Raw genomic sequence first — 22,676 nt, forward strand, 5'->3', positions numbered from 1 at the left:
CGTGCCCATCCTGCGCGGCCCAGGAAGGGCCAGATACGCCGTGAGGTTGTGCGCGCTGATTCTTTAGTAGTACGGAGGTTTCTATGATCATTGATATCACGGAGAAGCCGGCAAACCATTGCTGGGTCGTGTGCATGGATGCCTTGCAAGTGAACTTCAACAGTCAGGGAGAAGCACAGGCGTTTGTTGGCCAGCTCAAGGCACGTATCGAGGCGCCCCATGTCTGGCCAAGTGTAGCTGACCCAGGCGTTGTGGGCGGGGATGGTGCTGCTCGAAAGGAAATCGTGCAGGCAACTGATAAAAATCAAGTGGTCGGAACAAGGAGCAATCAATCTGTGGTTCTACTCCCGGATTGAATTGGCCGTGTACCGAGGTGCCCCATGTCGCAATCTCAGTGTTTACTCTTGATCGTTCCTTCAGCCATGACTCGGACACCGGCATTCGACCGGGCTGCTGCGCTTGCGCTCGCGATGCAATTGCCGTTGCACATCGTGGCGTTCGACTATTCACAGGTCCTGGCGCTAGCCGGACTGTTCGCCCCGGAACAATTCTGCCTGGCTCGGGACGGCTATCTGCAAACCCATCGCCAATGGCTCGTGGAGCAGGCCGGATTGATGAGCAAGCATGGCGTCGAGGTCACCAGCGAGGTGGTGTGGGTACAGCATCCTTATGAGGAGATTCTGAGCTTCATCAATGAGATGCCGCTGATGCTGATCATCAAGGACGCTCAGGAAGAATCGGCGTTCAAGCGCGTGTTTTTTACCCCGCTGGATTGGCAGCTGCTGCGCGATTGTCCTGTGCCGGTGCATCTGGTGACGACTGCGCTGAATGCCCGACCACGCAACGTACTGGCCATCATTGATGTGTTGCGCGATGAAGATCAGGACCGTGTGTTCAACGACCAGATCATCGACGCTGCTGCGAAACTGGCCGCGGTCTGTGATGCCAGTCTAGAGTTGCTGCATGTGTATGACTGGACGGCTGCATACGTCCAGGACATGGGCTTTGCCGCATTGCCGCTGGCCACCGGTGTTTATGAAATGCTGGGAACGGCACAGCATGAGACATTTACCGCCATCGCTGAACGTCACGGCGTGCCCCCGGAACGTCGTCACTTCATCGAGGGGGCACCCGTGCCGAGCATCTGTGAATTCGTCTCGGACCACCGTACCGATGTCATTGTCATGGGCACGGTGCAACACAATGGCCTGAGCAAATTACTCGGAACCACGGCCGAGCAACTGCTGCATCGGGCGCCGTGCAGTGTGCTGGCGATAAAGCCGGGAAGAATGCTGCAATCCTGGGGGCTTGATCGCCCCGCGACAGCACGTGGCGACCGTCCTTGAGCGCTTCGATCCAGTATTGGCCGTCGACCGCGGCGTAGGTGGCTGCAGCCCGATCATTGTGGTCTCTGACGGTAAGCATGAGGGTGTTCCTCCAGTGCGGTTTGAAAGCTTGGCATGCGGCAAATGAACCGCGTTTGAATCCTTTTCTACACCGCGGTCGATGCTTGAATCTGATCTGGATCAGACAGCTGTGCCGACGGCACTGGTTTGCGTGTGCTTGATGTAAATCAAACCGCACGAGGTGATAGAGCGCAGTCTTGAAGACATGCCGGCACTGTGTGACCGGAGTCGAATGGAGGTGTGTGATGGGGCAATATCAACGTTTTCTGCTGATCGCTGACCAAACTCTGCATCAGTCTCCCGCCCAGTTGCGTGCCGTCGCCTTGGCCAAGGCAGCCGGGGCCGTACTGGATGTGCGGGCCTTTGTCGAACCGGCACCGGTGGTTCATTTATGGCAAGAAAAAGTCGATGACGCAGAGCATCAGCGCTATTTGCGTCGCTACCGCCGCTGGGAGGCGGAAGAGCTGGATCGACTCAGCGACCTGGGGCTGGAGGTGACGGTCAAAGTCGTCTTCACCACCCATCCGCTGCTGGATATTTTGAAGACGGTCGAGGATCTCAAACCCGACCTGTTGATCAAAGATGTCACCCTTGAACCTGTGCTCAAGCGAGTGTTCATCACCCCGCTTGATTGTCACTTATTGCGTGAATGCCCGATCCCCGTGCATCTGGTCAATCACGTCCGCTACGCCTTGCCGCACAGGATTGTGGCGGCAGTGGACCCGTTCGATCCGTCGACACAAATCAGCGGATTGAACGACATAATCATTCAGACTGCCAACGCCATGGCCCTGCAATGCGATGCGCCGCTGCACCTGCTTTACGCTTTTGATTTATCGCCCGCCTTCAACGGCGACGCGCCAATGGCCGGGGGCGGTTGGGACGTGGATCTCAGCGAAGAGCTGCGTCAATCCTTGCACCAGGCGTTTGTTGCACTGGCCGAACGCTACGGAGTGCCACCGGAGCGACGGCATTTCGTCATGGGACTGCCGGTGCCGGTGATCAGTGAGTTTGTCGAGCAATACCTGGCCGATGTCGTGGTGATGGGCACTGCGCATCGGGTGGGGCTCGACCGGTTGATCGGCAGCAACACAGAGCGAGCGCTGTACTCTGTGCCAGGCAGTATTTTGGCGGTCAGGTCGCGTGTCAGGGAATGAGCACTATCGCGCCGTTCAACTGACCTGTGCACAGCAGCGCCCGCCAGAACCATGGCATGCATGAAGATTTTCCAGTCAGCAGGTGTCAGCGGAGGTTGCGATGGCAGCCCACGATCAGTTGCTTGAGCCCGTCCATGTTCAGGATGTTGACGTCGCGGCCGTTTATTTCCACCAGTCCCTGGTCACGCAGGTGCGCGATGCCCCGACAGATGGTTTCAAGGCGCAGGCCCAGGTAAGAGCCAATTTCCTCCCGACGCATTTTCAGCACAAAGCTGCTGGACGAATAACCGCGCGCATTCAAGCGCTGCGACAAATTCAGCAAAAAAGCGGCCAAGCGTTCATCCGAGTTCATATTGCCCAGCATCATCAGCATGTCGTGATCGCGAACGATCTCCCGACTGAGGATTTTGTTCAGGTTGTGCTGCAATGAGGGCAATTCTCGGGCCAGCTTTTCCAGGTGAGCAAAATGGACTGGGCAGACCTCGCTGTCTTCCAAAGCAACCGCATTACACGCATGCAGCTCGGTGCTGATAGCGTCTAGACCAAGCATTTCGCCCGGGATCTGGAACCCCGTGACTTGCTCGCGACCATCGACCGAAAGCACGCTGGTCTTGAACGAACCGATTCGCACGGCATAAAGCGAACGCAACGGATCGCCTGCGCGGTAGAGTGCTGCGCCTTTTTTGACCTTGAATCGTTGAACGATCAGCGTGTCCAGACGTTCAATTTCCAGACCGGTCAGGCCAAGCGGCAGGCACAGCTCCAGGACACTGCAGTTGGAGCATGCAGACTTGAGGTATTGACTTTGGAACGGCCTGGTTTCAGACATGATCTAAATGCCCCCGGTATGGATGGGATAAGCATAGGTGCTACCTGCCCAAACCACTTCATTGAGGGACACCCGGTCACGGTGTTGAGTGAGTTTGCTAATGAACACAACGTGGATGTGATTGTGATGGGCAGAGTCCAGGCCCATGGTGTGGACAAGCTTTTGGGGAGCACGACCGAGCATATTCTGTATCAGGTGCCATGCTGCGTTCTGGCGGTCTGGATCGAATCTGTACCGGGCTTGATGGCATGCCGTCAGTTCGACAGTTGAGTCTGATACGAGTGAGAAAAGGGGTTAGTTGCGCTTCCAGTACTTTTGCATTTCCAGAAACAGGAAGGATGCGGTCCAGGTGATGAGCACCAGCCCGGTCAGGGCTTGCAGGCCGGTCAGGTATTTGAGGTTGCCCACCGGTGAAATATCGCCGAAGCCGATCGTCGTGTACGTCGTAAAGGAAAAGTAAACGCAGTCCATCAGCGTTCCGTCGAAGTTGCCCGTCAGGCTGCCCCATCTGCCTGAGTGCACCATCAGGTAATAGACCAGCGCAAAGCACCAGACCTCTATTGCGTGGGCCAGGAGGGCGCCGAATACGCCAACTACGATTCTGAAGCGGCTCCACAGCTTGAGCCGGGGCAGCCAGTCATTCAGGCGTAACAGGCATTCGTAGTGGATCACTACGGCGGCGATGACCACCAGCGTATTGATCAGCGTGACTGCCAGCATGGCAAATCTCCAGCGATAGGGGAGGCGGTGAATCAGAGTGTTTCTACGCCAGGAAGCCGGGAAATCGTTGAGCCGGATCAACAAGGTTTCAAGTAATCTAAAATCAATCGTCCCGTTAACGATAGCTGCTGATTAGTTGATAAAAGTCAGGTCCCCCCGCGGCATAAAGCCAAATAATCAAACTACAGCTTTCCGGTCGCAACCCATCGACAGGACGATTATGAAAACGTACTTGTTCGTTGTATTGCGGGATATTTTGCTGGCTGCAGTCATGAGCCTGCTCGACGTCACAAGGGTTTGACTCAAGGCTTCGACAGCCAGGCGGGTTTGCACTCAGGCAGGTTTCAGGGCGAGGTATGTGATGCTCAAACTCAAACGCATTCTATTGATAGCCCCCAGCGAAATGACCCTGACCCCGGCCTTTGAGCGTGCACGAGCCTTGGCGGGTGCAACCGGTGCCCTATTGCACATTGTCGCGTTCGATTATGTCCAGGCACTGGAGGTAGCCGGTCTGCTTGACCATTATGCGATGGCTCAGGCACGAGAAGGCTATCTGCAGGTGCATCGTCATTGGCTGGAGCAGCAGGCCCGGTTTCAAAGATGCGACGGCATACAGGTGACCACCGAAGTGGTTTGGGCCAAGTCGAGCCTGACAAACCTGCTTGAGTACGTGAACGACTTTCATCCGGACCTGGTGATCAAGGACACGCACTATGTGCGGGCACTTGACCGTGCCTTTCACCGGCCTGTGGACTGGCAACTGCTACGCGAGTGTCCGACCCACCTGCACCTGGTGACCAGCGCCAAAAATCCAAAACCCTTGAAAATTCTCGCGGCGATCGATCTGTCCCATCTGGAAGAGATGACTCAGGGATTGAATGACCGAATACTCGACCTGGCCTCTACTCTGGCGGCCAGTTGCGGTGCCGAGTTGCACTTGCTTAACGTCAGTCGCTGGTCAGAGATAAACGATGTGCCGATGAGTGTGCCGACAGGGAGTCTTGACGACAGTTTGAGGGACGCAATCGAAGATGCCCAACAAGAGGCTTTCGATGTGCTTGCCGAGCGCTATTGCATCAAGGATGCCCGTCGACATTTATTGACGGGCTCCCCCCACAAGGTCATTGGATTGTTCTCTCAACAGCATGCCTTCGACATGGTGGTGCTGGGCACGGCTTATCACCATGGGCCTGACCGGTTTATCGGCGATACTGCCGAGAGCGTGTTAAACCGGGCGCCGTGCAGTTTGATGATCGTCAAGCCATTAGCCTCGTCCAATTGAAAGCAACGCCGTCCAGCTTGCAGTTGATAAAAATCAACTGGCCTTGAACCAAAAGGAGCGATCAATAGCGCTCCCCCTGAATGCGCAATGAAAACGGCCATGGGAATCGCATTTTGAGGTGCCGCGGGCACGGTGACGGGAAGCAAGTACTTACTGGACCATCGCAACCAACATGTGCTGATCGATTGCGGTCTGTTCCAGGGCTACAAGCATATGACCATCCAACTTCGTTGCGCCGGGCATATCCTGGGTGCCGCGACGGTGGCGGTGATTGCTGGCGGCCAGACCCTGGTGTGTTCAGGGGATTTGGGGCGGCCTGACGATCCTTTGATGTTCGCTCCGGAAGCTGTCGAGCAAGCGGATTATCTGCTGGTGGAGTCTACCTACGGTGATCGCCAACATCCGGACGAGTCGCCACAGGCGCAATTGGCTGAGGTCATCACCCGCACGGCGCTACGCCGAGGGATTAGCCTCGTGCCTCCACCTGCCCTATGGGCGTGTCCGCGTCGCAGCTGGCTGAAAGCTGCGCAAGGCAGCCTTCAGCTATAAACCATGCGTACTGGGCAATAGTGACGCAGAGTAGAACGCCTACCAGATTGGTAAGGTGTAACTGACGATCAAACGGTTTTCATCCAGGTCGCTGCCGAAGTTGGTCGAACGCACCGTCGCATTGCGCCACTTCACGCCGACATTCTTCAGGGGCCCGCTCTGCACGACATAACCGATGTCGGTATCACGCTCCCATTCCTTGCCTTCCGGGCGGTTGCCGCCCAAATCGATATTGTCACCGGTGAGATAGCGGGTCATGAAGGTCAGGCCAGGTACCCCGATGGCCGCAAAGTTGTAGTCGTAACGCGCCTGCCAGGACTTTTCGTCCTTGCTGGCGAAGTCGCCGATTTGCACGAAGTTCACCAGGAAGGCATCGGTGCCGTTGACGTAGGCGTAGCCGGTATCGCCGCTCATGCCCTGGTAACCCAGGCCCAACGCATGCCCGCCGACGCTGTAGGTGAACATCGCGCCAATCGCATTGTTATCGACATTGCTGCCACCGTCGTCCGTGGAGCGGGCGAAACGCAGATCGGTCTTCAGCGACTGGCCGGTTGTGACCGGCAACAGGTAGGTCAGGTTGACCAGGTGCTGGCTGTAGAAGTTGTCGAGATGACCGGAGCTGTAGCCGGTGGCGAGGTTGCTGGTCCATTTGTAGTTCAGGCTGGCGAAATCGAAGCTGTCGCTGTCGAGATGACGTGTGGTGATGCCCTTGGCGCCGGTGCGGGTGATGCCCATGTCTTCGTAATTGGAGGAGTCGCGCTGATTGACCTGCGTCAGTCGCCCGGCATCCACGGTCAGGCCTTCGAGTTCCAGCGACGTCAACTGACCGCCCTTGAAGGTTTGTGGCAACAGCCGTGAATCGTTGGCCAGTACCGTCGGCAGTTTCGGCAGCAGCGTGCCGAGTTTCAGTGTGCTTTTTGAGGCCCGCACTTTGGCGGTCAGGCCCAGTTCGCCGTACTCGTCCTGGGAACCATTGCGGGGGTTGCTGTGGCGTTTGAGCAGGCCGGAACCCGCGCGATCAGGGCTGGAATCAAGCTTGACGCCCTCCAGACCAAGGGCATCGAAACCGACACCGATCAACCCTTCGGTGAATCCCGATTCATAGCGCAGCAGGAAACCCTGTGCCCATTCCTCTTGCCTGGATTGGGGAGCGTTGGTCTGACGATAATCTCGGTTGAAGTAAAAGTTGCGCAGTTCAAGGCTGGCCTTGCTGTCCTTGATAAAGTCAGCAGCAGCCGGGGCTGAAAGGCTGATGACACCACCCGTGAGCAGGATTCGGGTGGCGAGAGTGCGGGTGCTGCGGTCCATGGTGAAGCTCCTTTGTTTTTATTTTTGGAATCATGGGTCTGCCACCGGGCGACTGGGGCGCGATGTCCGTGGGGCAGTAGGTGTGAAGCAGCCCTCGCCAGAGGGGCGAGAGCTAATGGATAAAAAACGCCAACGCCGAAAGAGAGGAGTTTTTTGACGCGGCGTCGGCTCAATCGTTAGAACTGTTCCGCGCTCAGGCCATACAACGAGGTGCTGCCGGCCCGAATGGATTGCTCCAGGCTCAAAATGCGTGGTAGCAAGCGCTGGATGTAAAAGTCGGCGGTGGCGATTTTCGCATCGTAGAAACCTTCGTCTTCGGTGCGTTTTTGCCGGGCGACCTGAGCCATGCGCGCCCAGAGCCAGGCGTAGGCGACGTAACCGAAAAGGTGCAAATACTCCACTGAGGCAGCGCCGACTTCATTGCGGTTGGTTGCCGCCCGATCCTGCAGCCAGTCGCTGATGTCCTCCAGCCGCTGCACGGCATCGAGCAACTGCGTGGCATAGGGTGCATCGGGCTGAGCGGCGAAACGGCGAATCTCACCGGTGAACTGGCGCAGCACGACGCCTTTATCGGCGAGTACTTTGCGTCCGAGCAGGTCCAATGCCTGGATGCCATTGGTGCCTTCGTAGATCTGTGCAATACGCACATCACGGACCAATTGTTCCTGGCCCCATTCGCGGATGTAGCCATGGCCGCCAAAAACCTGCTGGCCATTGATGCAGCTTTCCAGGCCGGTGTCGGTAAAAAACGCCTTGGCCACCGGCGTCAGCAGCGCAACCAGGTCCTGCGCACTGTCGCGCTCGCTGGCATCGTCGGAAAACTTCGACAGGTCCAGTTGTTGCCCGACATAACTGGCGAACGCGCGGCCGCCCTCGGTCATGGCTTTCATGCCGAGCAGCATACGCCGCACATCCGGGTGAACGATGATCGGGTCGGCCAGTTTGTCCGGGGTCACGGCACCGGTGGGCGCCCGACTCTGAATGCGTTCGCGAGCGTAGGTGACGGCGCTCTGGTAGGACGCCTCGGCGCAGCCAATGCCCTGAATGCCGATGGACAGGCGTTCGTAATTCATCATGGTGAACATCGCCGCCAAGCCTTTGTTCGCCTCACCGACCAGCCAGCCACTGGCACCGTCGAAGTTCATCACGCAGGTGGCCGAGGCCTTGATGCCCATCTTGTGTTCGATCGAGCCGCAACTCACGGCGTTGGCAGCGCCGAGGGAACCGTCGGCATTGACCAACACTTTAGGCACGACAAACAGCGAAATGCCTTTCGGACCAGCAGGCGCGTTCGGCAGTTTGGCCAGTACCAGATGCACGATGTTTTCGGTCAGGTCCTGGTCGCCGCCGGTGATGAAAATCTTGCTGCCGGTGATCTTGTAGCTGCCGTCAGCCTCAGGTTCGGCGCGGGTGCGGATGAGCCCGAGGTCGGTGCCGGCATGCGCCTCGGTCAGGCACATGGAGCCGGCCCAGCGGCCTTCATACATCGGTGGCAGATAGATTTTTTTCAGGGTGTCGCTGGCGTGGGCATCCAGCGCCAGGCAGGCGCCGGAGCTCAACGCCGAGTACAGAGCAAAACTTGAGTTGGCGCCGTAGAGCATCTCTTCGAACTGTATGGCGAGCATTTTCGGCATGCCCATGCCACCAAACCCGGGGTTGCCGGACAGTCCCACCCAACCGCCTTCGATGTAGGTTGCGTAAGCTTGCTTGAAACCGATGGGGGTGGTGACTTGACCCTCATGCCACTGCGCGCCTTCTTCGTCGCCGCTGCGATTGAGGGGTGCAATCAGGTGCGAGGTGACTTTTGCTGCCTCCTCAAGGATGGCGTCCGCCGTATCGGTGTCGATGTTGTCGGCCAAGGCCGGCAGGCGCGCCCACATGGCCGGGGCATCGAACACTTCGTGCAGCACAAAGCGCATGTCGCGCAGCGGAGCTTTGAATTTGGGCATAACGTGAACCTCGTTGGGACGGTTGTGTCACGGGCACAGCGCCGCACGGGCGGGCCGTGCCCATTCAGTCAATGGCTGGAAGCGGCGGCAGCGCCGAGGCCGGTCTGAGCTCGAACGAATTGGTCGGCGTAGGCGTCACGCTCCTTGTCGGCGCGCGCACTGCGGTCGAGCCTGGACACCACGACGATCACCAGGAAGGCCAGCGGCATGGAGAACAGTGCTGGATGGTCGTACGGGAAGATCGCTTGCGCATGACCGAGTACGGTCACCCAGACAGGTGGCGACAGGATGACCAGTGCCAGTGCGCAGATCAGGCCGGCAAAACCGCCCAGGATCGCGCCTTTGGTCGTCAGGCCTTTCCAGTACATGGCCATGATCAGCACCGGGAAGTTGGTCGACGCGGCGATGCCGAACGTCAGGCCCACGAGAATGGCGACGTTCATCTTCTCGAACACAATGCCCAACACAATCGCGATGATGCCCAGGCCCACAGTGGCCATGCGGGTGACGCGCATTTCCTGCTTCTCGTTGGCGGTGCCTTTCTTGTATACGGTGGCGTAAAGGTCATGGGAAATCGCCGAAGCACCGGCCAGCGCCAGGCCGGACACCACCGCAAGGATGGTGGCGAACGCTACAGCGGCGAGGAAACCGAAGAACAGATTGCCGCCGACAGCCTTGGCCAGGTGCATGGCAACCATGTTGCCGCCGCCAATCAAGGCGCCGCCGACTTCGCCATTGACGTAGTACTGCGGATCGGTGCCTATGATCACCATTGAGACAAAACCCAGGGTGCAGACTACGAGGAAGAAGAAACCGATGAAACCGGTGGCGTAGAACACCGACTTGCGGGCTTCCTTGGCGCTCGGCACGGTGAAGAAGCGCATCAGGATGTGCGGCAGTCCGGCAATCCCGAACACCAGGCCCAGCGACATCGACACGGTATTTATCGGGTTGGCGAGCAGTGAGCCCGGGCCCATGATGTTCCAGCCGCTGGCATGAACAATTACGGCTTTTTCGGCCAGGGTTTCATAGCTGAAACCGAACTGCGACATGGCCATGACCGCGAGGGTGGTGCCGCCGGCGAGCAGCAGCACAGCCTTGATGATCTGGACCCAGGTGGTGGCGATCATTCCGCCGAAGATCACGTAGATCAGCATCAGCGCGCCAACGATCATCACCGCAACCGGGTAGTCGAGGCCGAACAGCAATTTGATCAGTTGGCCGGCACCGACCATCTGCACGATAAGGTAGCAGCACACCACCGTCAGCGAGCCGAAGGCTGCGAAGATCCGCACCTTGTTCTGGTCCAGTCGATAGGAAACGATGTCGGCGAAGGTATAGCGCCCGAGGTTGCGCAGACGCTCGGCCATCAGGAAGGTAATGATGGGCCAGCCAACGAAGAAGCCGATGGTATAGATGAAGCCATCGTAACCCTTGGCGAATACCAGGCTGGAAAGCCCCAGCAGGGTAGCTGCGGACATATAGTCGCCGGCAATCGCCAGGCCATTCTGAAACCCGGTGATGCCACCGCCCGCCGTGTAAAAATCCGATGTGGATTTGGTTTGGCGCGCGGCCCACCAGGTGATGGCCAGCGTGCCGAGGACGAATACGAAGAACATGCCGATCGCATTCAGGTTCAGTGGTTGCTTTTCCACAGCGCCCATCGCCGGTGCGGCGAGCGCAATGGAGGCTGGCAACAGACCGGTAGCGGCGAGGATCAGTTTACGCAACAGAGTCATCACTTGCTCTCCTCGATAATGGCTGCGCCCAGGGCGTCAAAGCGGGTATTGGCGCTATAGACATACCAACCGGTCAGTAACCAGGAAAACACGATGATTGCCGCGCCAACCGGCATGCCCAAGGTCAACATCCGATGTTCGCCCAGTGGTGCATGCAACCACTGTGGGGCAAACGCCACCACCAGCATGAACAGGTAATAGGTGCCCAATACAACAGCGCTCAACGTCCAGGCCAGGCGTGAACGGCTGCTCACCAGTTGAATGAATTTCGGATTGCGCCGAATGCGTTCGCAACGTTGGGTATCGGTTGAATGGATATCGATCATCGGTAGCTCCACATTGTTTTTGTTGTCGTTATGCAGGGGCAGGGCACTGCCGAATTCGGCCTGCACGAACCCGCAGCAGCAGGTAAAACACCTGCTGCTTGATGGATGCAATGTCAGATGGGGTTAGAGCGCCTTGGCCCGGTCGCGCAACACGTACTTCTGGATCTTGCCTGTGGAAGTCTTCGGCAGGAGCGTGAAAACCACTGTTCGCGGCACCTTGAATCCGGCCAGATGCTCACGGCAGAAATTGATGATGTCGGCCTCGCGAACGTCCTGGTGATCAGCCTTCAAGGTGACGAATGCGCAGGGCGTTTCGCCCCATTTCTCATCGGGACGGGCGACCACGGCGGCTTCCAGCACACCCGGGTGGCGATAGAGCACCCCTTCGAGTTCGATGGTGGAGATGTTCTCGCCACCCGAGATGATGATGTCCTTGAGCCGGTCCTTGATTTCGACGTAACCGTCGGGATGCCAGACGGCCAGGTCACCGGTGTGGAACCAGCCGCCCTCGAACGCTTCGGCAGTGGCGGTCGGGTTCTTCAGGTAGCCCTTCATGACAGTGTTGCCGCGCAGGAAGATCTCGCCGATAGTCTGGCCGTCGCGCGGGGTTGGCTCCAGCGTTGTGCAATCGCCGACCATCACGCCTTCCAGCGTCGGGTAGCGCACGCCCTGTCGCGACTTGATTTGCGCCCGCTTCTCCAGAGAAAACTCATCCCATTCGGCGTGCCAGGCGCAGACCGTCACCGGGCCATAGGTTTCGGTCAGGCCAAACACGTGAGTGACCTTGATGCCCATCTCTTCGACGGCACCGATCACTTTGGCCGGTGGCGCAGCGCCCGCGACCAGGGCATTGACCGGGTGATCGATGGCCGCTTTCGCTGATTCGGGCATGTTCACCAGTGCATTGAGCACGATCGGTGCACCGCACAGGTGAGTGACCTGATGCTCGCGGATCAGCGTGAGGATTTTCTGTGGATCGACCCGGCGCAGGAATACGTGCACACCCGCCAGGGCGGTGATGGTCCATGGGTAGCACCAGCCATTGCAATGGAACATCGGCAGGGTCCAGAGGTACACCGGATGGTTGCCTATGGCCCAGGTCATCTGGTTGCCCAATGCGCTCAGGTAAGCGCCGCGATGGTGGTAGACCACGCCCTTGGGGTTGCCGGTGGTGCCTGACGTGTAGTTCAGCGAAATGGCTTGCCACTCGTCGACCGGCCATTTCCAGTCGAATGCCGGGTCGCCTTCGGCCAACAGCGCTTCGTAGTCCAGGTCACTCGCGGCCTGACCTTCACCGTATTCCGGGTCATTGACGTCGATCACCAGAGGCGGGTGATCGAGCATGCCAAGCGCCGCCTGGATCACCTCATGGAACTCGCGGTCGGTAATCAACACCTTGGCTTCGCCATGCTGCAGCATGAAGGCGATCGCCTCGGCATCGAGGCGCACGTTGAGCGGGTTGAGCACGGCGCCGATCATCGGCACTCCGAAATGCACTTCAAGCATCTCGGGAATGTTGGGCAGCATCACCGCGACCGTGTCGTCCTTGCCGATACCGCGCCCGGCCAACGCCGAGGCCAGGCGTCGGCAACGGGTGTAGGTTTGCGCCCAGGTGCGACGAATCGAACCGTGGATAACGGCGGGGTGATCAGGATAAGTGCTAGCGGTGCGTTCGATGAAACTGAGCGGAGACAAGGCTATGTGGTTCACAGCCGAAGGGCCTAGGCCTTGGTCATAGATAGACATGTGCGGGTACTCGATGGCTGATTGTTAGCTCTATGGTTGACCTCGCCGAGGCCACCTTCAAAGTCCGGATTGCTTTATATAACATTCCGCTGTGAATATGGAAGTACAACCTATGTCATATAGTATATATACTATATTTTGTTCTTTTGACTCTAAATCACCGCCGCCAGGCCTCCAAGGCTGGTATATGCTTGGTTTCCCTGACGAAGTGGACCCGCAATGATCCTGACTCCCGTTCGATTGCACAGTTGGTTGCGCCTGCAGCGCGAGGGCGTGTCTCTGGCCGCCCGGGCCGATGCGTTGTGTCGGGCGCTGCAGGATTGCCCCGAGGTGCAGCGGGCGGTTTACCTGAGTTGGCAGCCCAATGCGCGGATCTACAGCCATGAGGGCACCGCCCAGCATTTTCCGCCGGGACTTGGCGACCCGGCGCTGGCCAGCGACCAGTTGCTCTTCGAGCATCTGGTCGAGGCAGGGCGCCTGGACCTGTCACAAGTCCGTCAACTCGATTGCTGGTTGTCCGGCCGGTTGCGACGGGCCGCGATCAGCCATGGCCAGGTATTCGATCTGGCCTTGCAGCCGGGGCAGCCGGGGTTGTTGCTGGTGCAGGTGTGCGAGGGCGTGAGTCTCGATTGGCTGGGCTGGGTGCAGGATTTGCTGACGACGCTGCTGAGCAGCGTCAACGGCATGCTGCGTGGTTCGCCGCTGCTGGGCCACGATCCACAACCGAGCCTGTTGCTCGATGCGCAAGGTCGACCGCTGGAGTTCAACGCGGCACTGATGGCGCTGCTCGCCGAGAAGTCGCTGACCGATGTGTTGGGTTTTTTACCGGTCAATCATCGGGTGCTGGTGCGTGCCTGCCTGGACCAGCAACGCGCGATCGAAGGCGTCGAGGCTCAGTTTGAAGCGCAGATCCTGATCTGGACGTTCATCCCCGACCCCCAGGACAACCGAGTGCTCGCCCGTTGCCGCGACGCCACGGCCCAAGTGCTGGCGGAGCGTGAAGCGGCCACCGCACGGCGGTTGTACCGGCTGATCATCGAAAACACGACCGACCTGATTTCCCGTCACACGCCGGATGGGCACGTTATCGATGCGTCACCGGCATCCTGGACCTTGCTCGGTTACTGGCCCGAAGAGTTGCGCGGGCAATTGGCCCAGGGCCTGTTTCATGGCCAGGATCTGGCCGGTCTGGTGCAGCGTGCGCGTGATGCGCTGGAGCAGGACGGCTATCACACCATGACTTATCGCATCCGCCATCGCGACGGCCATTACCTGTGGTTCGAAACTGCCAGCCGGGCGATCCGGGAAACCTACACCGGGACGGTGGTCGAAGTCGTCAGCGTATCCCGGGACATCACCGCCCGAGTGCAGGCCGAGGAGAACAAGCGACGCCTGGCCGAAGTGGTCGAGGCCAACATCGATCCGGTGTTGTTCATCGCCCCCGAGGGCCAGGTCACTTACCTCAATCCAGCCGCGCGCCGGATCCTCGGGATTGATGAGCAACAACCCATGCCCGCCCTGGCCGCGTTGTTCGCCAGCGGCGACCTTGCGCGTCTGCAACGCGATGGCTGGCAGAGCGCCGAGCGCGACGGTGTCTGGAGCACCGATGCGCGGTTGCAACCACCGGGTGGCGGCACATCGGTGCCGGTGTCGCTGGTACTGCTGGCGCACCGTTCCGCCGGGGGCGAGCGTTATTACTCATTGGTCGCGCGCGACATGACCGAACGCGAGCTGCGGGAAGTGCAACAGCGCCGTCATCAGGATGAGCTGGCACACACCGCACGTCTGGTCACCCTCGGTGAACTGGCCTCGGGGATCGCCCACGAAATCAACCAGCCGCTGGCTGCCGTGGTCAATTATGCGAATGCGAGCCAGCGCTATCTACAGACACTGGATTCCAATCCCCAGGCCGCTGCCAGAGTGACCCAGGGCCTGGAACGCATTACCCATCACGCCACCCACGCCTCCGAAGTGATCCGGCGGTTACGCTCCTTTTTGCGCAAGGGACAGCGGCGCATGCAGGCGCTGAACTTGACTGACGTCGCCCGCGAAGCCGTGCGCCTGTGTGCCTGGGAGGCGAGTAATTGCCAAGTGACAATCGAGGATCGACTGCCGGATAATCTGCCACCCGTTTATGCCGACCGCGTATTGCTGGAACAGGTTCTGCTCAATCTGTTGCGCAATGCCATCGACGCCAACCGTGAGCAACATCCCGGGCTACCTTCGCAGATCGTGATGACCGTGGAGCAGGGCAGTGGCACCTGCGTGGAAATCCGTGTGCGAGACCAGGGACCGGGTGTCAGCGAGCCGGAACTGGAACAGATATTTACCCCGTTCTACACCAGCAAGGCCGATGGTCTGGGGCTCGGTCTGTCCATGAGCCGCAGCATCATCGAAGGTTTCGGTGGCGAACTGAATGCCCGGCGTCAGCCTGTCGGGCTGCTGATGTGTTGCCGCCTGCCGCTGGCCGGCCCGACAAAACAACAACAATAGGAATCAGGTAATGGCAGGTGTAACGGAGCAGGTTGTGTACGTGGTCGATGATGACCAGGGCATGCTCGAATCGACGGTCTGGTTATTGGAGTCGGTCGGCCTCAAGGCTTTGCCGTTTACCAGTGGCGTCGCGTTCCTCGATGCCTGCGATGCAAGCCTCGATGCCTGCGTGTTGCTCGACGTACGCATGCCCGGTATGGGCGGCTTGAACGTGCAGGAGGAAATGCGTATGCGCCAACTGAACCTGCCGATCATCTTCGTCAGCGGGCATGCGGATGTGCCGATCGTGGTGCGCGCGTTCAAGGCCGGTGCCCATGACTTTATCGAGAAGCCCTACAACGAACAGCTGTTGCTGGACAGCGTGCAACAGGCGCTCAGCAACTGTGCCGCCAACCGCTCGGGCAGCCAGGGCCACGAAGCCTTGCAGGCGCGCTTGCTGAGCATGACCCCGCGCGAGCGCGATGTCATGTTACCGCTGGTGCAGGGTTACACCACCCGCGAAATCGCGGAGCAACTGGGCGTGAGCGCAAAAACCGTTGATCTGTATCGCGCGCGCGTCATGAAACGCATGCAGGCCAACACGTTGCCGGAACTGGTGGGCATGGCCATCGCGGCGCAGATGGTCGATCCGCTGAAGTTGCGTTGATTCCTCGCTCTTTATATTTCCAATGTAGACGCGAGGGCTTCAAGACGGCGTCTGCGTTTTTACATAGCCTGGGCCGGCTCACCGTTCACGAACGTTATCTTTTCTTCAGGCATGACGTCGTCCTTGCCGCTATAGCGGCTATGCATCAGAGATGAGAGGGAGGTATCGTCTACCCCGGACAAACAGGAGCGGCGACGCGGTTGTTTGAGCTCTGTCACTCAATGTTAAGGATTGATCTTGTGCCGAACTCAGTGACTATCAAGAGAAAGGTATTGTTCGGCGACTGTGATCCGGAGGGGATTGTCTATACGCCCAGGTTTTCGTATTTCGTTGTCGAGGCAGTTCATGATGCCCTTACAGTCTGGCTTTCCGGTCCCGGATTAAGAACCCTGCTAGGTTTTAATCTACTGCCTCCAGCAAGGGCTTTCTCGCTAGAGTTTCTTCATCCGGTCACTTGGGATGACGAACTTTCCATGAAGGTAAGTGTTTCCAGTATTGGGCTTCACTCGTTCACATTTCTAGTCGAAGGTAGTGTAGCGCCAGATGTCATGGCATTCACTTCCAGCCTTACACACGTTTGCATCTCACCGGTTACCAGGGAAGTTATTGAGGTTCCAGAGCAACTGAGGGCACTGCTCCAGTCTTGAGCGTTGTAGTCGCTCGGCCGAGATTGAGCTGGGCAGGCGACTGTCTTGCGCTCCACAGCCATCCAGGGAGCATTGGCTGGCTGAGGCAGATCTGCTTCATGCGGCAGCCTGCCGATCCTGCGATCCAGGCTGTCACTAATGATCAATCGCGAAGCGGGCCAGAGATGGCTCGCGGGGAAGGCGACTGCTCACTTCGTCGCCAGTCGATGGTCGGTGATACGATTTGCGCTCACCGCTTTGAGACTTTCCGATACTCGTTCGGTGACTGTCCAAACCAGCGCCGGAACGCACGCGCGAAGGCTGTAGAATCAGCGTAGCCAAGCTGAAACGCTAGATCTTCCTGCTTCATCTCAGTATTTTCCAACAGTTGCCCAGCGAGTTGTTTACGCTCCGCCTCGACGAGTTTGCGGAAGGTAGTGCCTTCCTCTGTCAGCCTGCGATGCAGGCTGCGCGGAGCCATCGCCAGCTGATTCGCAACATCTTCAAGGGAGGTTGCCAGCCCCGTTGCCCCCAAGAGAAATTGTCGGACCTGACCGGTGATGCCGCCGACTTGCCGTCTCTCCAGTTGCGCGCGGCACTGCTCTTCCAATAGCCGGACCAGATGTGCGTCGTACATCGGCAGAGGCAACTCCGCATCCTGTCGACGCAACACGATGGCGTTGCGCGAGCATCCATAGTGTGGCGCGATGCCGCTGAGTGCTTCGATCCGGTCCGCGTGCGCCGGCGGCCTGCCTTGAAATTCGAGCCGCAGCACGTGCAATCCCGACAACGCGAGCTCGTCGAACAGACGAATGCCTGTCGCCATATCTCGTTCCAGCAGGAACTGCCGCAGGTGGTGCGGGATCGCTGAGGCGTCGACGCTAGTGCCATATTCGTGCTGATCGCAGAATATCTCCAATCGGCAGTACGCCGTGCTAAGCGGCAGATAGCGCAGCGCGCACTGAACGGCCTCGCGCACATTGCGACTGGTTCGCAGCGCAAATCCCCAGATGCCGAAAGTCGCAACGTTGTACCGCAGGCCAAGCTCGAAGCCCAGTGCGGGAACGTCCGGCAAAGCGAGCATCAGGTTTTCAATCAGACGCATCTCCTGCTCGCGTGCGATCAGGGCGTCCGCGTCCCGCAGTTGCGCTTCGATGATGCCGGTGCCCAGCAGGCAGGTCTGTGCATCGACGCCATAGCGCGCAGCGAAATTCACCATCACCTGACTGATGGCGACGGGGTGCTTAAAGATCGCGTGCTTTGGTATGCCCATGCCGGAATCTTCTGAAATAACGGTGTGATACGGCCTGGCCAGAAATGCATGGCGAAAGGCCCCCCATGTCCTACTAAGGGTACATGACTACCGACTAAGGTTGCGCAACCAACAAACAACAAGAACGTCCCGGGAGGACGACCATGGATCCGGATCTCAACGCGCTGAACAAGCAGGCCGTCGCCACGGCACGTGAATACACCACTGAACTGGCCTGGCCGACGATGGCACTGGTGTTACTGGTGTGGACATCGCTTATTGGGGACTTTTACCTGTTCGCGACAGGCCAGTTGTCCCTGACAACTGCAACACTGATCTATGCCGTCGTCACATACATGTCCTATACACCCCTGCATGAGGCCGTGCATGGCAACATTCATGGTGATCATAATCGACTGCAGTGGCTCAATGATCTTTGTGGGTACCTGGTAGCGCCTTTGATGATAGTGCCGTTCTCTACTCACAAGGTTGAGCATTTCACCCATCATCGTTTCACCAACCAGCCGGACAAGGATCCAGACTACGTCGTTCACGGCATGAGCGGTGGATTTCTCGCCTTCCTGGTTTGCGGATTTCGTTTTCTGTGGGTCCAGAACACCTTCTTGTTCCGCGACTATTGGCCGACCGCTCCACGACGGGTAAAGGCAGCCTACATTGCCGAAGTGCTGTTCGCGATCGGCTGGCGGGTCGCGCTCATTAGTCTCATTGAGCGAGAACATACCTGGGCGCTGCTGGTGTTCGGCTACTTGGCCGGTGGATACTTCGTCGCGTACTGGTTCGCCTATCGCCCCCACGTGCCGTACAAGGAATCAACTCGTTACCGGAACACCAACAGCCTGATCATGCCCGGATGGATGAAACCGTTGGAGTGGTTCTGGCTCGGCCAGAACCTGCACTCCGTGCACCATCTGTTCCCGCGGGTGCCGTTCTATCGCTACCACGCATTGCATCGCCGTATCGAGCCGATCATGCGTGCTCACGGTACACCTATGATCGGCACCTTCAATCGACGCAGTGTCGAAGCCGCACGGCGTCCTGAGTAACAGGGGCTGCGACACAACCTTCGGAAATATGAGTGCGCGATTGTTGAAACGGAAGGTAAAAAAGAAACATTGAGTTGCCGCAACCCGCTGCGGACAAATCAATTCCCTGCACTCGTATTTCATTATCACTGCCTGATCGCGCCGAGTCAGTGTATTGATATTTTAGTAAGACATAGCGAGCCCGTGAGGCGACGGCCTCACAGGCTGTGAAGGTAAACTATATTTAAAGCAACGTACTAAAGTAATATAAAAAAGCTGGCTCGAACTCTGTAGTTATTTTAGTCGCCATGTTGATATTCCTCCTCCTGGATAAACATCGCCGCACGGACGCCGATCATTGCGCAAGGCACTTGGGTGTTTCCCGATATGAGTGTGGGCATCACTGACGCATCCGCAACCCTCAGTCCTGCAACTCCTCGCAACCGTAGCTGTGGATCTAGCGGGGCCGAAGGATCACTGCCCATTCGGCAGGTTCCAACCGGATGATAAATAGTGTCACCATGAAGTTTAATAGCCGCACGCAGCTCTTCGTCTTCGAGTTTCTCCAACCCGTGAAGCGATCTGCCGGAGTACTTGCTCATTGACGGTGCCAAGAGTAGTTTTCGGGCAATGCGGATTCCGTCGACTAACGTTTGCAGATCCTCTGGCTCCGACAGAAATTGGGGATCGATCAGTGGTGGATGACGGGGATCGGCCGATTGTAGCCTTACTACCCCTCGACTTTTTGGTCTGAGGCCGCAGATATGCAGTGAAAAGCCACGTTTGGGGTGTATACGTCGGCCATGCCTCTCAACTATCCCCACACAGAAATGGAACTGAACATCGGGTCGAGAAGTCCCCGGCCGAGTTGATACAAAAGCGCCTGCCTCTGCTACGTTAGTTGATAGCAGCCCACCATGCCCCTTCAAATAAGATAAAAGACCTGTGAATAATTGTGGCAATAACGAAGGAACAAGGCCCAGAAGGCTTTTGTCATCAACAGCCCGGGAAATGGTGATGTCCAAGTGATCTTGCAAATTCTTACCGACTTCGGGACAGTCTTTATGAACCATTATGCCTAAACTGCGAAGGTGATCTGCAGGCCCAATACCAGAAAGCATCAACAGTTGAGGCGTACCGAATGCACCTGCGCAAAGCACGACTTCACGACGTGCACTAAAACAACGTCCATCAGCCAATTCGACACCTGTCGCTCGCCCATCTACGATTAAAACTCGAGTCACCTGTATACCCGTCAATATCTTGAGGTTTTGAGGCTGTGGCTTGAGAAAGGCTTGAGCAGCGTTGAATCGCTGGCCGTTATGCTGAGTGACTTGATAAAGGCCGACGCCAGCTTGATGGGCGCCATTGAAATCTGCGTTGAATTCGATCCCGGACTCGACGCCTGCGGCCACGAATGCTTTAGCGCACGAACTAGGCGTTCCGAGATCAGCGACTTTCCAAGGGCCACCGTCACCGTGCCACGTGTTTGCACCACGCGCGTTGCATTCCATCTCTTTGAAGATGGGCAGCACCTGATCCCATCCCCAGCCGTCTGCGCCGTTTTTTTCCCAACTGTCGTAGTCCTCTGACTGGCCGCGGAGATAGATCATGGCGTTGATAAGACTTGATCCTCCCAATCCTCTCCCGCGTGGCTGCAGGCCACGTCTACCGTTCAATCCTGGTTGGGGGACCGTTCGAAAAGCGTAATTATGACGGTTTCGCCAAGGTACGAGCGTCGCGACTGCAATCGGCATGCGAGAAAGCCAGCTTGCTTTCGCGGGGCCTGTCTCTATGAGCGCAATCTGCCTCTGCGGAAATGCAGTAGCCAGCCGAGAAGCGCATGCGCTGCCCGCTGGGCCGCCTCCCACGACCAGATAATCGTACGATCTCGTATCTTCGGAGCAGGGCATAGCGCTTCCTTATTTTTGTTGTGAGATGTTTTTGTTATACCTATTTCGATAGTTAGTGTAAATGCTCTAATTTCCGTCGGCGATTGTTTACATACCTATGGTCAGAAGGGTGGAAATGACTGTTTCTGCCAAGTGATTGTTGACGCCACGTGCCGACGCAAAACTGACCCATCTTCAAATCCGCACAAATCCAGCACAGTCGTATGCGTCTGGGCATTACGCCTTGCGTGATTAGACCGGTTGCCACTTATGCGGCAGCAACTGATCGATCTCACTCGCCCGCTGCGTCGGCGATCATGAGTCTGACCCAGTCTGAAGCGTTGTAGTCGCTCGGACGAGATAGAGCTGGGCAGGCGACTGCCTTGCGCTCCACAGCCATCCCGCCATTGGTAGTGACGAGCACTTGGGAGTCGAAATCTGACACGCCTTGATGATTCCTGACGCCGACAATCGGGTGAATTCCTGACACCTTTGACGCGGCGCGGAGATCGACGATGGCTATCAGTGTTTTTGACTTGTTCAAGATGGGTGCCGACCCCTCCAGCTCCCATACCGTCGGCGCGATGCGTGCCGCGGTTCTGTTTGTCGAGTGTTTTGACCAGCGGGGGAGTGGAACATGCTGCAACTGACCGAGTCTGGCCAGCCACAACCGCCGGTGCTGCGTATTGGTTTCTGGTTGATGGAAGCCTTCGATTTGTATGCCCTTGCCAATGCGCTGGAGCCATTGCGCCTGGCCAATCAGTTGGCGGGGTGCAATGTTTGCCAATGGCAAATGCTTAGCCTGGACGGACAGCAACTGAACGCCAGCAACGGCATCGCAACCGCCACTGCACGACTGGATCAGGCACAAATGTTCGATGTATTAATCCTCTGCGGTGGGGATAACCTGCATCTTCAAACTGAAAATCCAGACTTGCTCCAGCCGTTGAACCACTGGGCGAGGCAACCGATCAGCCTGGGGGCGTTGGGTAAGGCCGGTTGGCTACTGGCGCAGATTGGCGCGCTGGATGGTTTCCGCTGCAGCTTGCCGGAGCCCACCCCAACACTGACCTTTGCTGCTTTGCGCGAGTTGACGCCGGTAGCGGCGCCGTTCTGTGTCGATCGCCAACGTCTGACCTGCGTCGGTCCGCAGGCCGTTCAAGGGTTGATGCACGAGCTTCTCGCCCGGACCCACGGTCGTGGTCTGATACTGCGGATGGAAAAACATGCAGCACGCCAGGCTCGGCCGCTACTACCCTTGCATGACGCCCCGGAAAAACTTCAAGCAACACTGGCATTGATGAACGAGCACTTGCGCCGAACGCTGGGTATCGACGAACTGGCCGACACCATGGGCATTTCCCGGCGACACCTGGAACGGCTGTTCAAGCGCAGTCTGGGTTGTTCGCCGTCCCGACACTACCTGGACTTGCGGCTGCAACAGGCGCGCCAGTTGTTGCGGGCCGGTGAACATTCCTTGTCAGATGTCGCCGGGGAGTGCGGTTTCGTCTCGGTGCAACATTTCTCGCGCTGTTATCGCCAATACTTCGGAGCACACCCTCGCGACCATATGGGCGCGAGCTTGCTCACGAAGGCGCAGAATCCGCGGGTAGCAATGTTGAACGCACCGGCGACATCGCGAGCAAGCACGCTAGCGCACTGACTGCGTTGCCAATGCCTCCGCCAAGCAGATTTTATCGCGCTTGACGGGGG

The 22,676-nt window shown here is 58.0% G+C and carries 19 protein-coding genes and 4 pseudogenes; 12 read left to right on the forward strand and 11 right to left on the reverse strand.

The window, feature by feature from the left end; translation table 11 throughout:
• Positions 1–83: 83 nt before the first annotated feature.
• Positions 84–356: a hypothetical protein gene (locus KGA81_RS16945; RefSeq protein WP_223547327.1), complete on the forward strand. Its 273-nt coding sequence runs from the start codon at positions 84–86 to the stop codon at positions 354–356.
• Between the two features lie 24 nt (positions 357–380).
• Positions 381–1,346, forward strand: coding sequence for a universal stress protein (locus tag KGA81_RS16950; protein ID WP_223547328.1), 966 nt, complete (start codon positions 381–383; stop codon positions 1,344–1,346).
• Here KGA81_RS16950 and KGA81_RS16955 read toward each other — a convergent pair.
• Positions 1,318–1,425, reverse strand: a pseudogene (locus KGA81_RS16955) (GNAT family N-acetyltransferase); the annotation flags it as partial. The gene KGA81_RS16950 and the pseudogene KGA81_RS16955 sit on opposite strands and share 29 nt — an antisense overlap.
• Positions 1,426–1,651: 226 nt before the next feature.
• Between KGA81_RS16955 and KGA81_RS16960 the strand changes: the two are divergent.
• Positions 1,652–2,563: a universal stress protein gene (locus KGA81_RS16960; RefSeq protein WP_223547329.1), complete on the forward strand. Its 912-nt coding sequence runs from the start codon at positions 1,652–1,654 to the stop codon at positions 2,561–2,563.
• A gap of 85 nt (positions 2,564–2,648) precedes the next feature.
• On the opposite strand, the gene fnr is transcribed toward KGA81_RS16960, so the two are convergent.
• Positions 2,649–3,392 carry a fumarate/nitrate reduction transcriptional regulator Fnr gene (fnr, locus tag KGA81_RS16965; protein WP_223547330.1) on the reverse strand — a complete coding sequence of 248 codons (744 nt, stop codon included), beginning with the start codon at positions 3,390–3,392 and terminating at the stop codon, positions 2,649–2,651.
• Positions 3,393–3,446: 54 nt separating this feature from the next.
• On the opposite strand from fnr, the pseudogene KGA81_RS16970 reads away from it, so the two are divergent.
• Positions 3,447–3,662, forward strand: a pseudogene (locus KGA81_RS16970) (universal stress protein); the annotation flags it as partial.
• Between the two features lie 24 nt (positions 3,663–3,686).
• Here the strand turns inward: KGA81_RS16970 and KGA81_RS16975 are convergent.
• Positions 3,687–4,112, reverse strand: a complete 426-nt coding sequence (locus tag KGA81_RS16975) for a potassium channel family protein (protein ID WP_223547331.1) — start codon at positions 4,110–4,112, stop codon at positions 3,687–3,689.
• 361 nt (positions 4,113–4,473) lie between these two features.
• Between KGA81_RS16975 and KGA81_RS16980 the strand changes: the two genes are divergently transcribed.
• Both KGA81_RS16980 and KGA81_RS16985 read left to right on the forward strand, forming a co-directional pair.
• A complete protein-coding gene (locus KGA81_RS16980; protein ID WP_223547332.1) occupies positions 4,474–5,394 on the forward strand; it encodes a universal stress protein in 921 nt (306 codons plus the stop codon).
• Positions 5,395–5,526: 132 nt separating this feature from the next.
• A pseudogene (locus KGA81_RS16985) lies at positions 5,527–5,874 on the forward strand (hypothetical protein); the annotation flags it as partial.
• 108 nt (positions 5,875–5,982) lie between these two features.
• Here KGA81_RS16985 and KGA81_RS16990 read toward each other — a convergent pair.
• From KGA81_RS16990 to KGA81_RS17010, 5 genes are all read right to left on the reverse strand, one after another.
• Positions 5,983–7,251, reverse strand: coding sequence for an OprD family porin (locus tag KGA81_RS16990; RefSeq protein WP_223547333.1), 1,269 nt, complete (start codon positions 7,249–7,251; stop codon positions 5,983–5,985).
• Between the two features lie 176 nt (positions 7,252–7,427).
• Entirely contained in the window at positions 7,428–9,200 is a 1,773-nt protein-coding gene (locus tag KGA81_RS16995) for an acyl-CoA dehydrogenase C-terminal domain-containing protein (protein ID WP_223547334.1), read from the reverse strand.
• Between the two features lie 68 nt (positions 9,201–9,268).
• Positions 9,269–10,939 (reverse strand): cation acetate symporter, encoded by a 1,671-nt coding sequence (locus KGA81_RS17000; protein WP_223547335.1) that lies wholly within the window; start codon positions 10,937–10,939, stop codon positions 9,269–9,271.
• Positions 10,939–11,265 (reverse strand): DUF485 domain-containing protein, encoded by a 327-nt coding sequence (locus KGA81_RS17005; RefSeq protein WP_223547336.1) that lies wholly within the window; start codon positions 11,263–11,265, stop codon positions 10,939–10,941. Before KGA81_RS17005 ends, KGA81_RS17000 begins: the two co-directional genes overlap by 1 nt.
• Positions 11,266–11,388: 123 nt before the next feature.
• Complete coding sequence (locus tag KGA81_RS17010; protein ID WP_223547337.1) at positions 11,389–13,011, reverse strand: acyl-CoA synthetase; 1,623 nt, start codon at positions 13,009–13,011, stop codon at positions 11,389–11,391.
• A 219-nt stretch (positions 13,012–13,230) separates the two neighbouring features.
• Between KGA81_RS17010 and KGA81_RS17015 the strand changes: the two genes are divergently transcribed.
• The 3 genes from KGA81_RS17015 to KGA81_RS17025 all read left to right on the forward strand — a co-directional run bounded on the left by KGA81_RS17015 (position 13,231) and on the right by KGA81_RS17025 (position 16,797).
• Positions 13,231–15,504: a PAS domain S-box protein gene (locus tag KGA81_RS17015; RefSeq protein ID WP_223547338.1), complete on the forward strand. Its 2,274-nt coding sequence runs from the start codon at positions 13,231–13,233 to the stop codon at positions 15,502–15,504.
• A 10-nt stretch (positions 15,505–15,514) separates the two neighbouring features.
• A complete protein-coding gene (locus KGA81_RS17020) occupies positions 15,515–16,150 on the forward strand; it encodes a response regulator transcription factor (protein WP_223547339.1) in 636 nt (211 codons plus the stop codon).
• A gap of 239 nt (positions 16,151–16,389) precedes the next feature.
• The gene (locus KGA81_RS17025; protein WP_223547340.1) at positions 16,390–16,797 is read left to right on the forward strand and encodes an acyl-CoA thioesterase; all 408 of its coding nucleotides are present in this window, start codon (positions 16,390–16,392) and stop codon (positions 16,795–16,797) included.
• Between the two features lie 229 nt (positions 16,798–17,026).
• On the opposite strand, the gene KGA81_RS17030 is transcribed toward KGA81_RS17025, so the two are convergent.
• Positions 17,027–18,049 carry an AraC family transcriptional regulator gene (locus KGA81_RS17030; protein ID WP_223547341.1) on the reverse strand — a complete coding sequence of 341 codons (1,023 nt, stop codon included), beginning with the start codon at positions 18,047–18,049 and terminating at the stop codon, positions 17,027–17,029.
• Positions 18,050–18,192: 143 nt separating this feature from the next.
• Here KGA81_RS17030 and KGA81_RS17035 point away from each other — a divergent pair, with 143 nt between their 5' ends.
• Positions 18,193–19,092 carry a fatty acid desaturase family protein gene (locus KGA81_RS17035; RefSeq protein ID WP_223547342.1) on the forward strand — a complete coding sequence of 300 codons (900 nt, stop codon included), beginning with the start codon at positions 18,193–18,195 and terminating at the stop codon, positions 19,090–19,092.
• Between the two features lie 278 nt (positions 19,093–19,370).
• On the opposite strand, the gene KGA81_RS17040 is transcribed toward KGA81_RS17035, so the two are convergent.
• Together KGA81_RS17040 and KGA81_RS17045 are read right to left on the reverse strand one after the other, a co-directional pair.
• Positions 19,371–20,984: a GMC family oxidoreductase gene (locus KGA81_RS17040; protein WP_223547343.1), complete on the reverse strand. Its 1,614-nt coding sequence runs from the start codon at positions 20,982–20,984 to the stop codon at positions 19,371–19,373.
• Between the two features lie 271 nt (positions 20,985–21,255).
• On the reverse strand, positions 21,256–21,507 hold the full coding sequence (locus KGA81_RS17045; RefSeq protein ID WP_223547422.1) for a hypothetical protein: 252 nt from the start codon (positions 21,505–21,507) through the stop codon (positions 21,256–21,258).
• Here KGA81_RS17045 and KGA81_RS17050 point away from each other — a divergent pair.
• Together KGA81_RS17050 and KGA81_RS17055 are read left to right on the forward strand one after the other, a co-directional pair.
• Positions 21,479–21,592, forward strand: a pseudogene (locus tag KGA81_RS17050) (serine dehydratase beta chain); the annotation flags it as partial. The gene KGA81_RS17045 and the pseudogene KGA81_RS17050 sit on opposite strands and share 29 nt — an antisense overlap.
• Before the next feature lie 8 nt (positions 21,593–21,600).
• The gene (locus KGA81_RS17055) at positions 21,601–22,626 is read left to right on the forward strand and encodes a GlxA family transcriptional regulator (RefSeq protein WP_223547344.1); all 1,026 of its coding nucleotides are present in this window, start codon (positions 21,601–21,603) and stop codon (positions 22,624–22,626) included.
• The last annotated feature ends 50 nt before the right edge of the window (positions 22,627–22,676 follow it).

It is taken from the genome of Pseudomonas sp. A-B-19 (assembly GCF_019947515.1).
Classification (GTDB): Bacteria; Pseudomonadota; Gammaproteobacteria; order Pseudomonadales; family Pseudomonadaceae; genus Aquipseudomonas.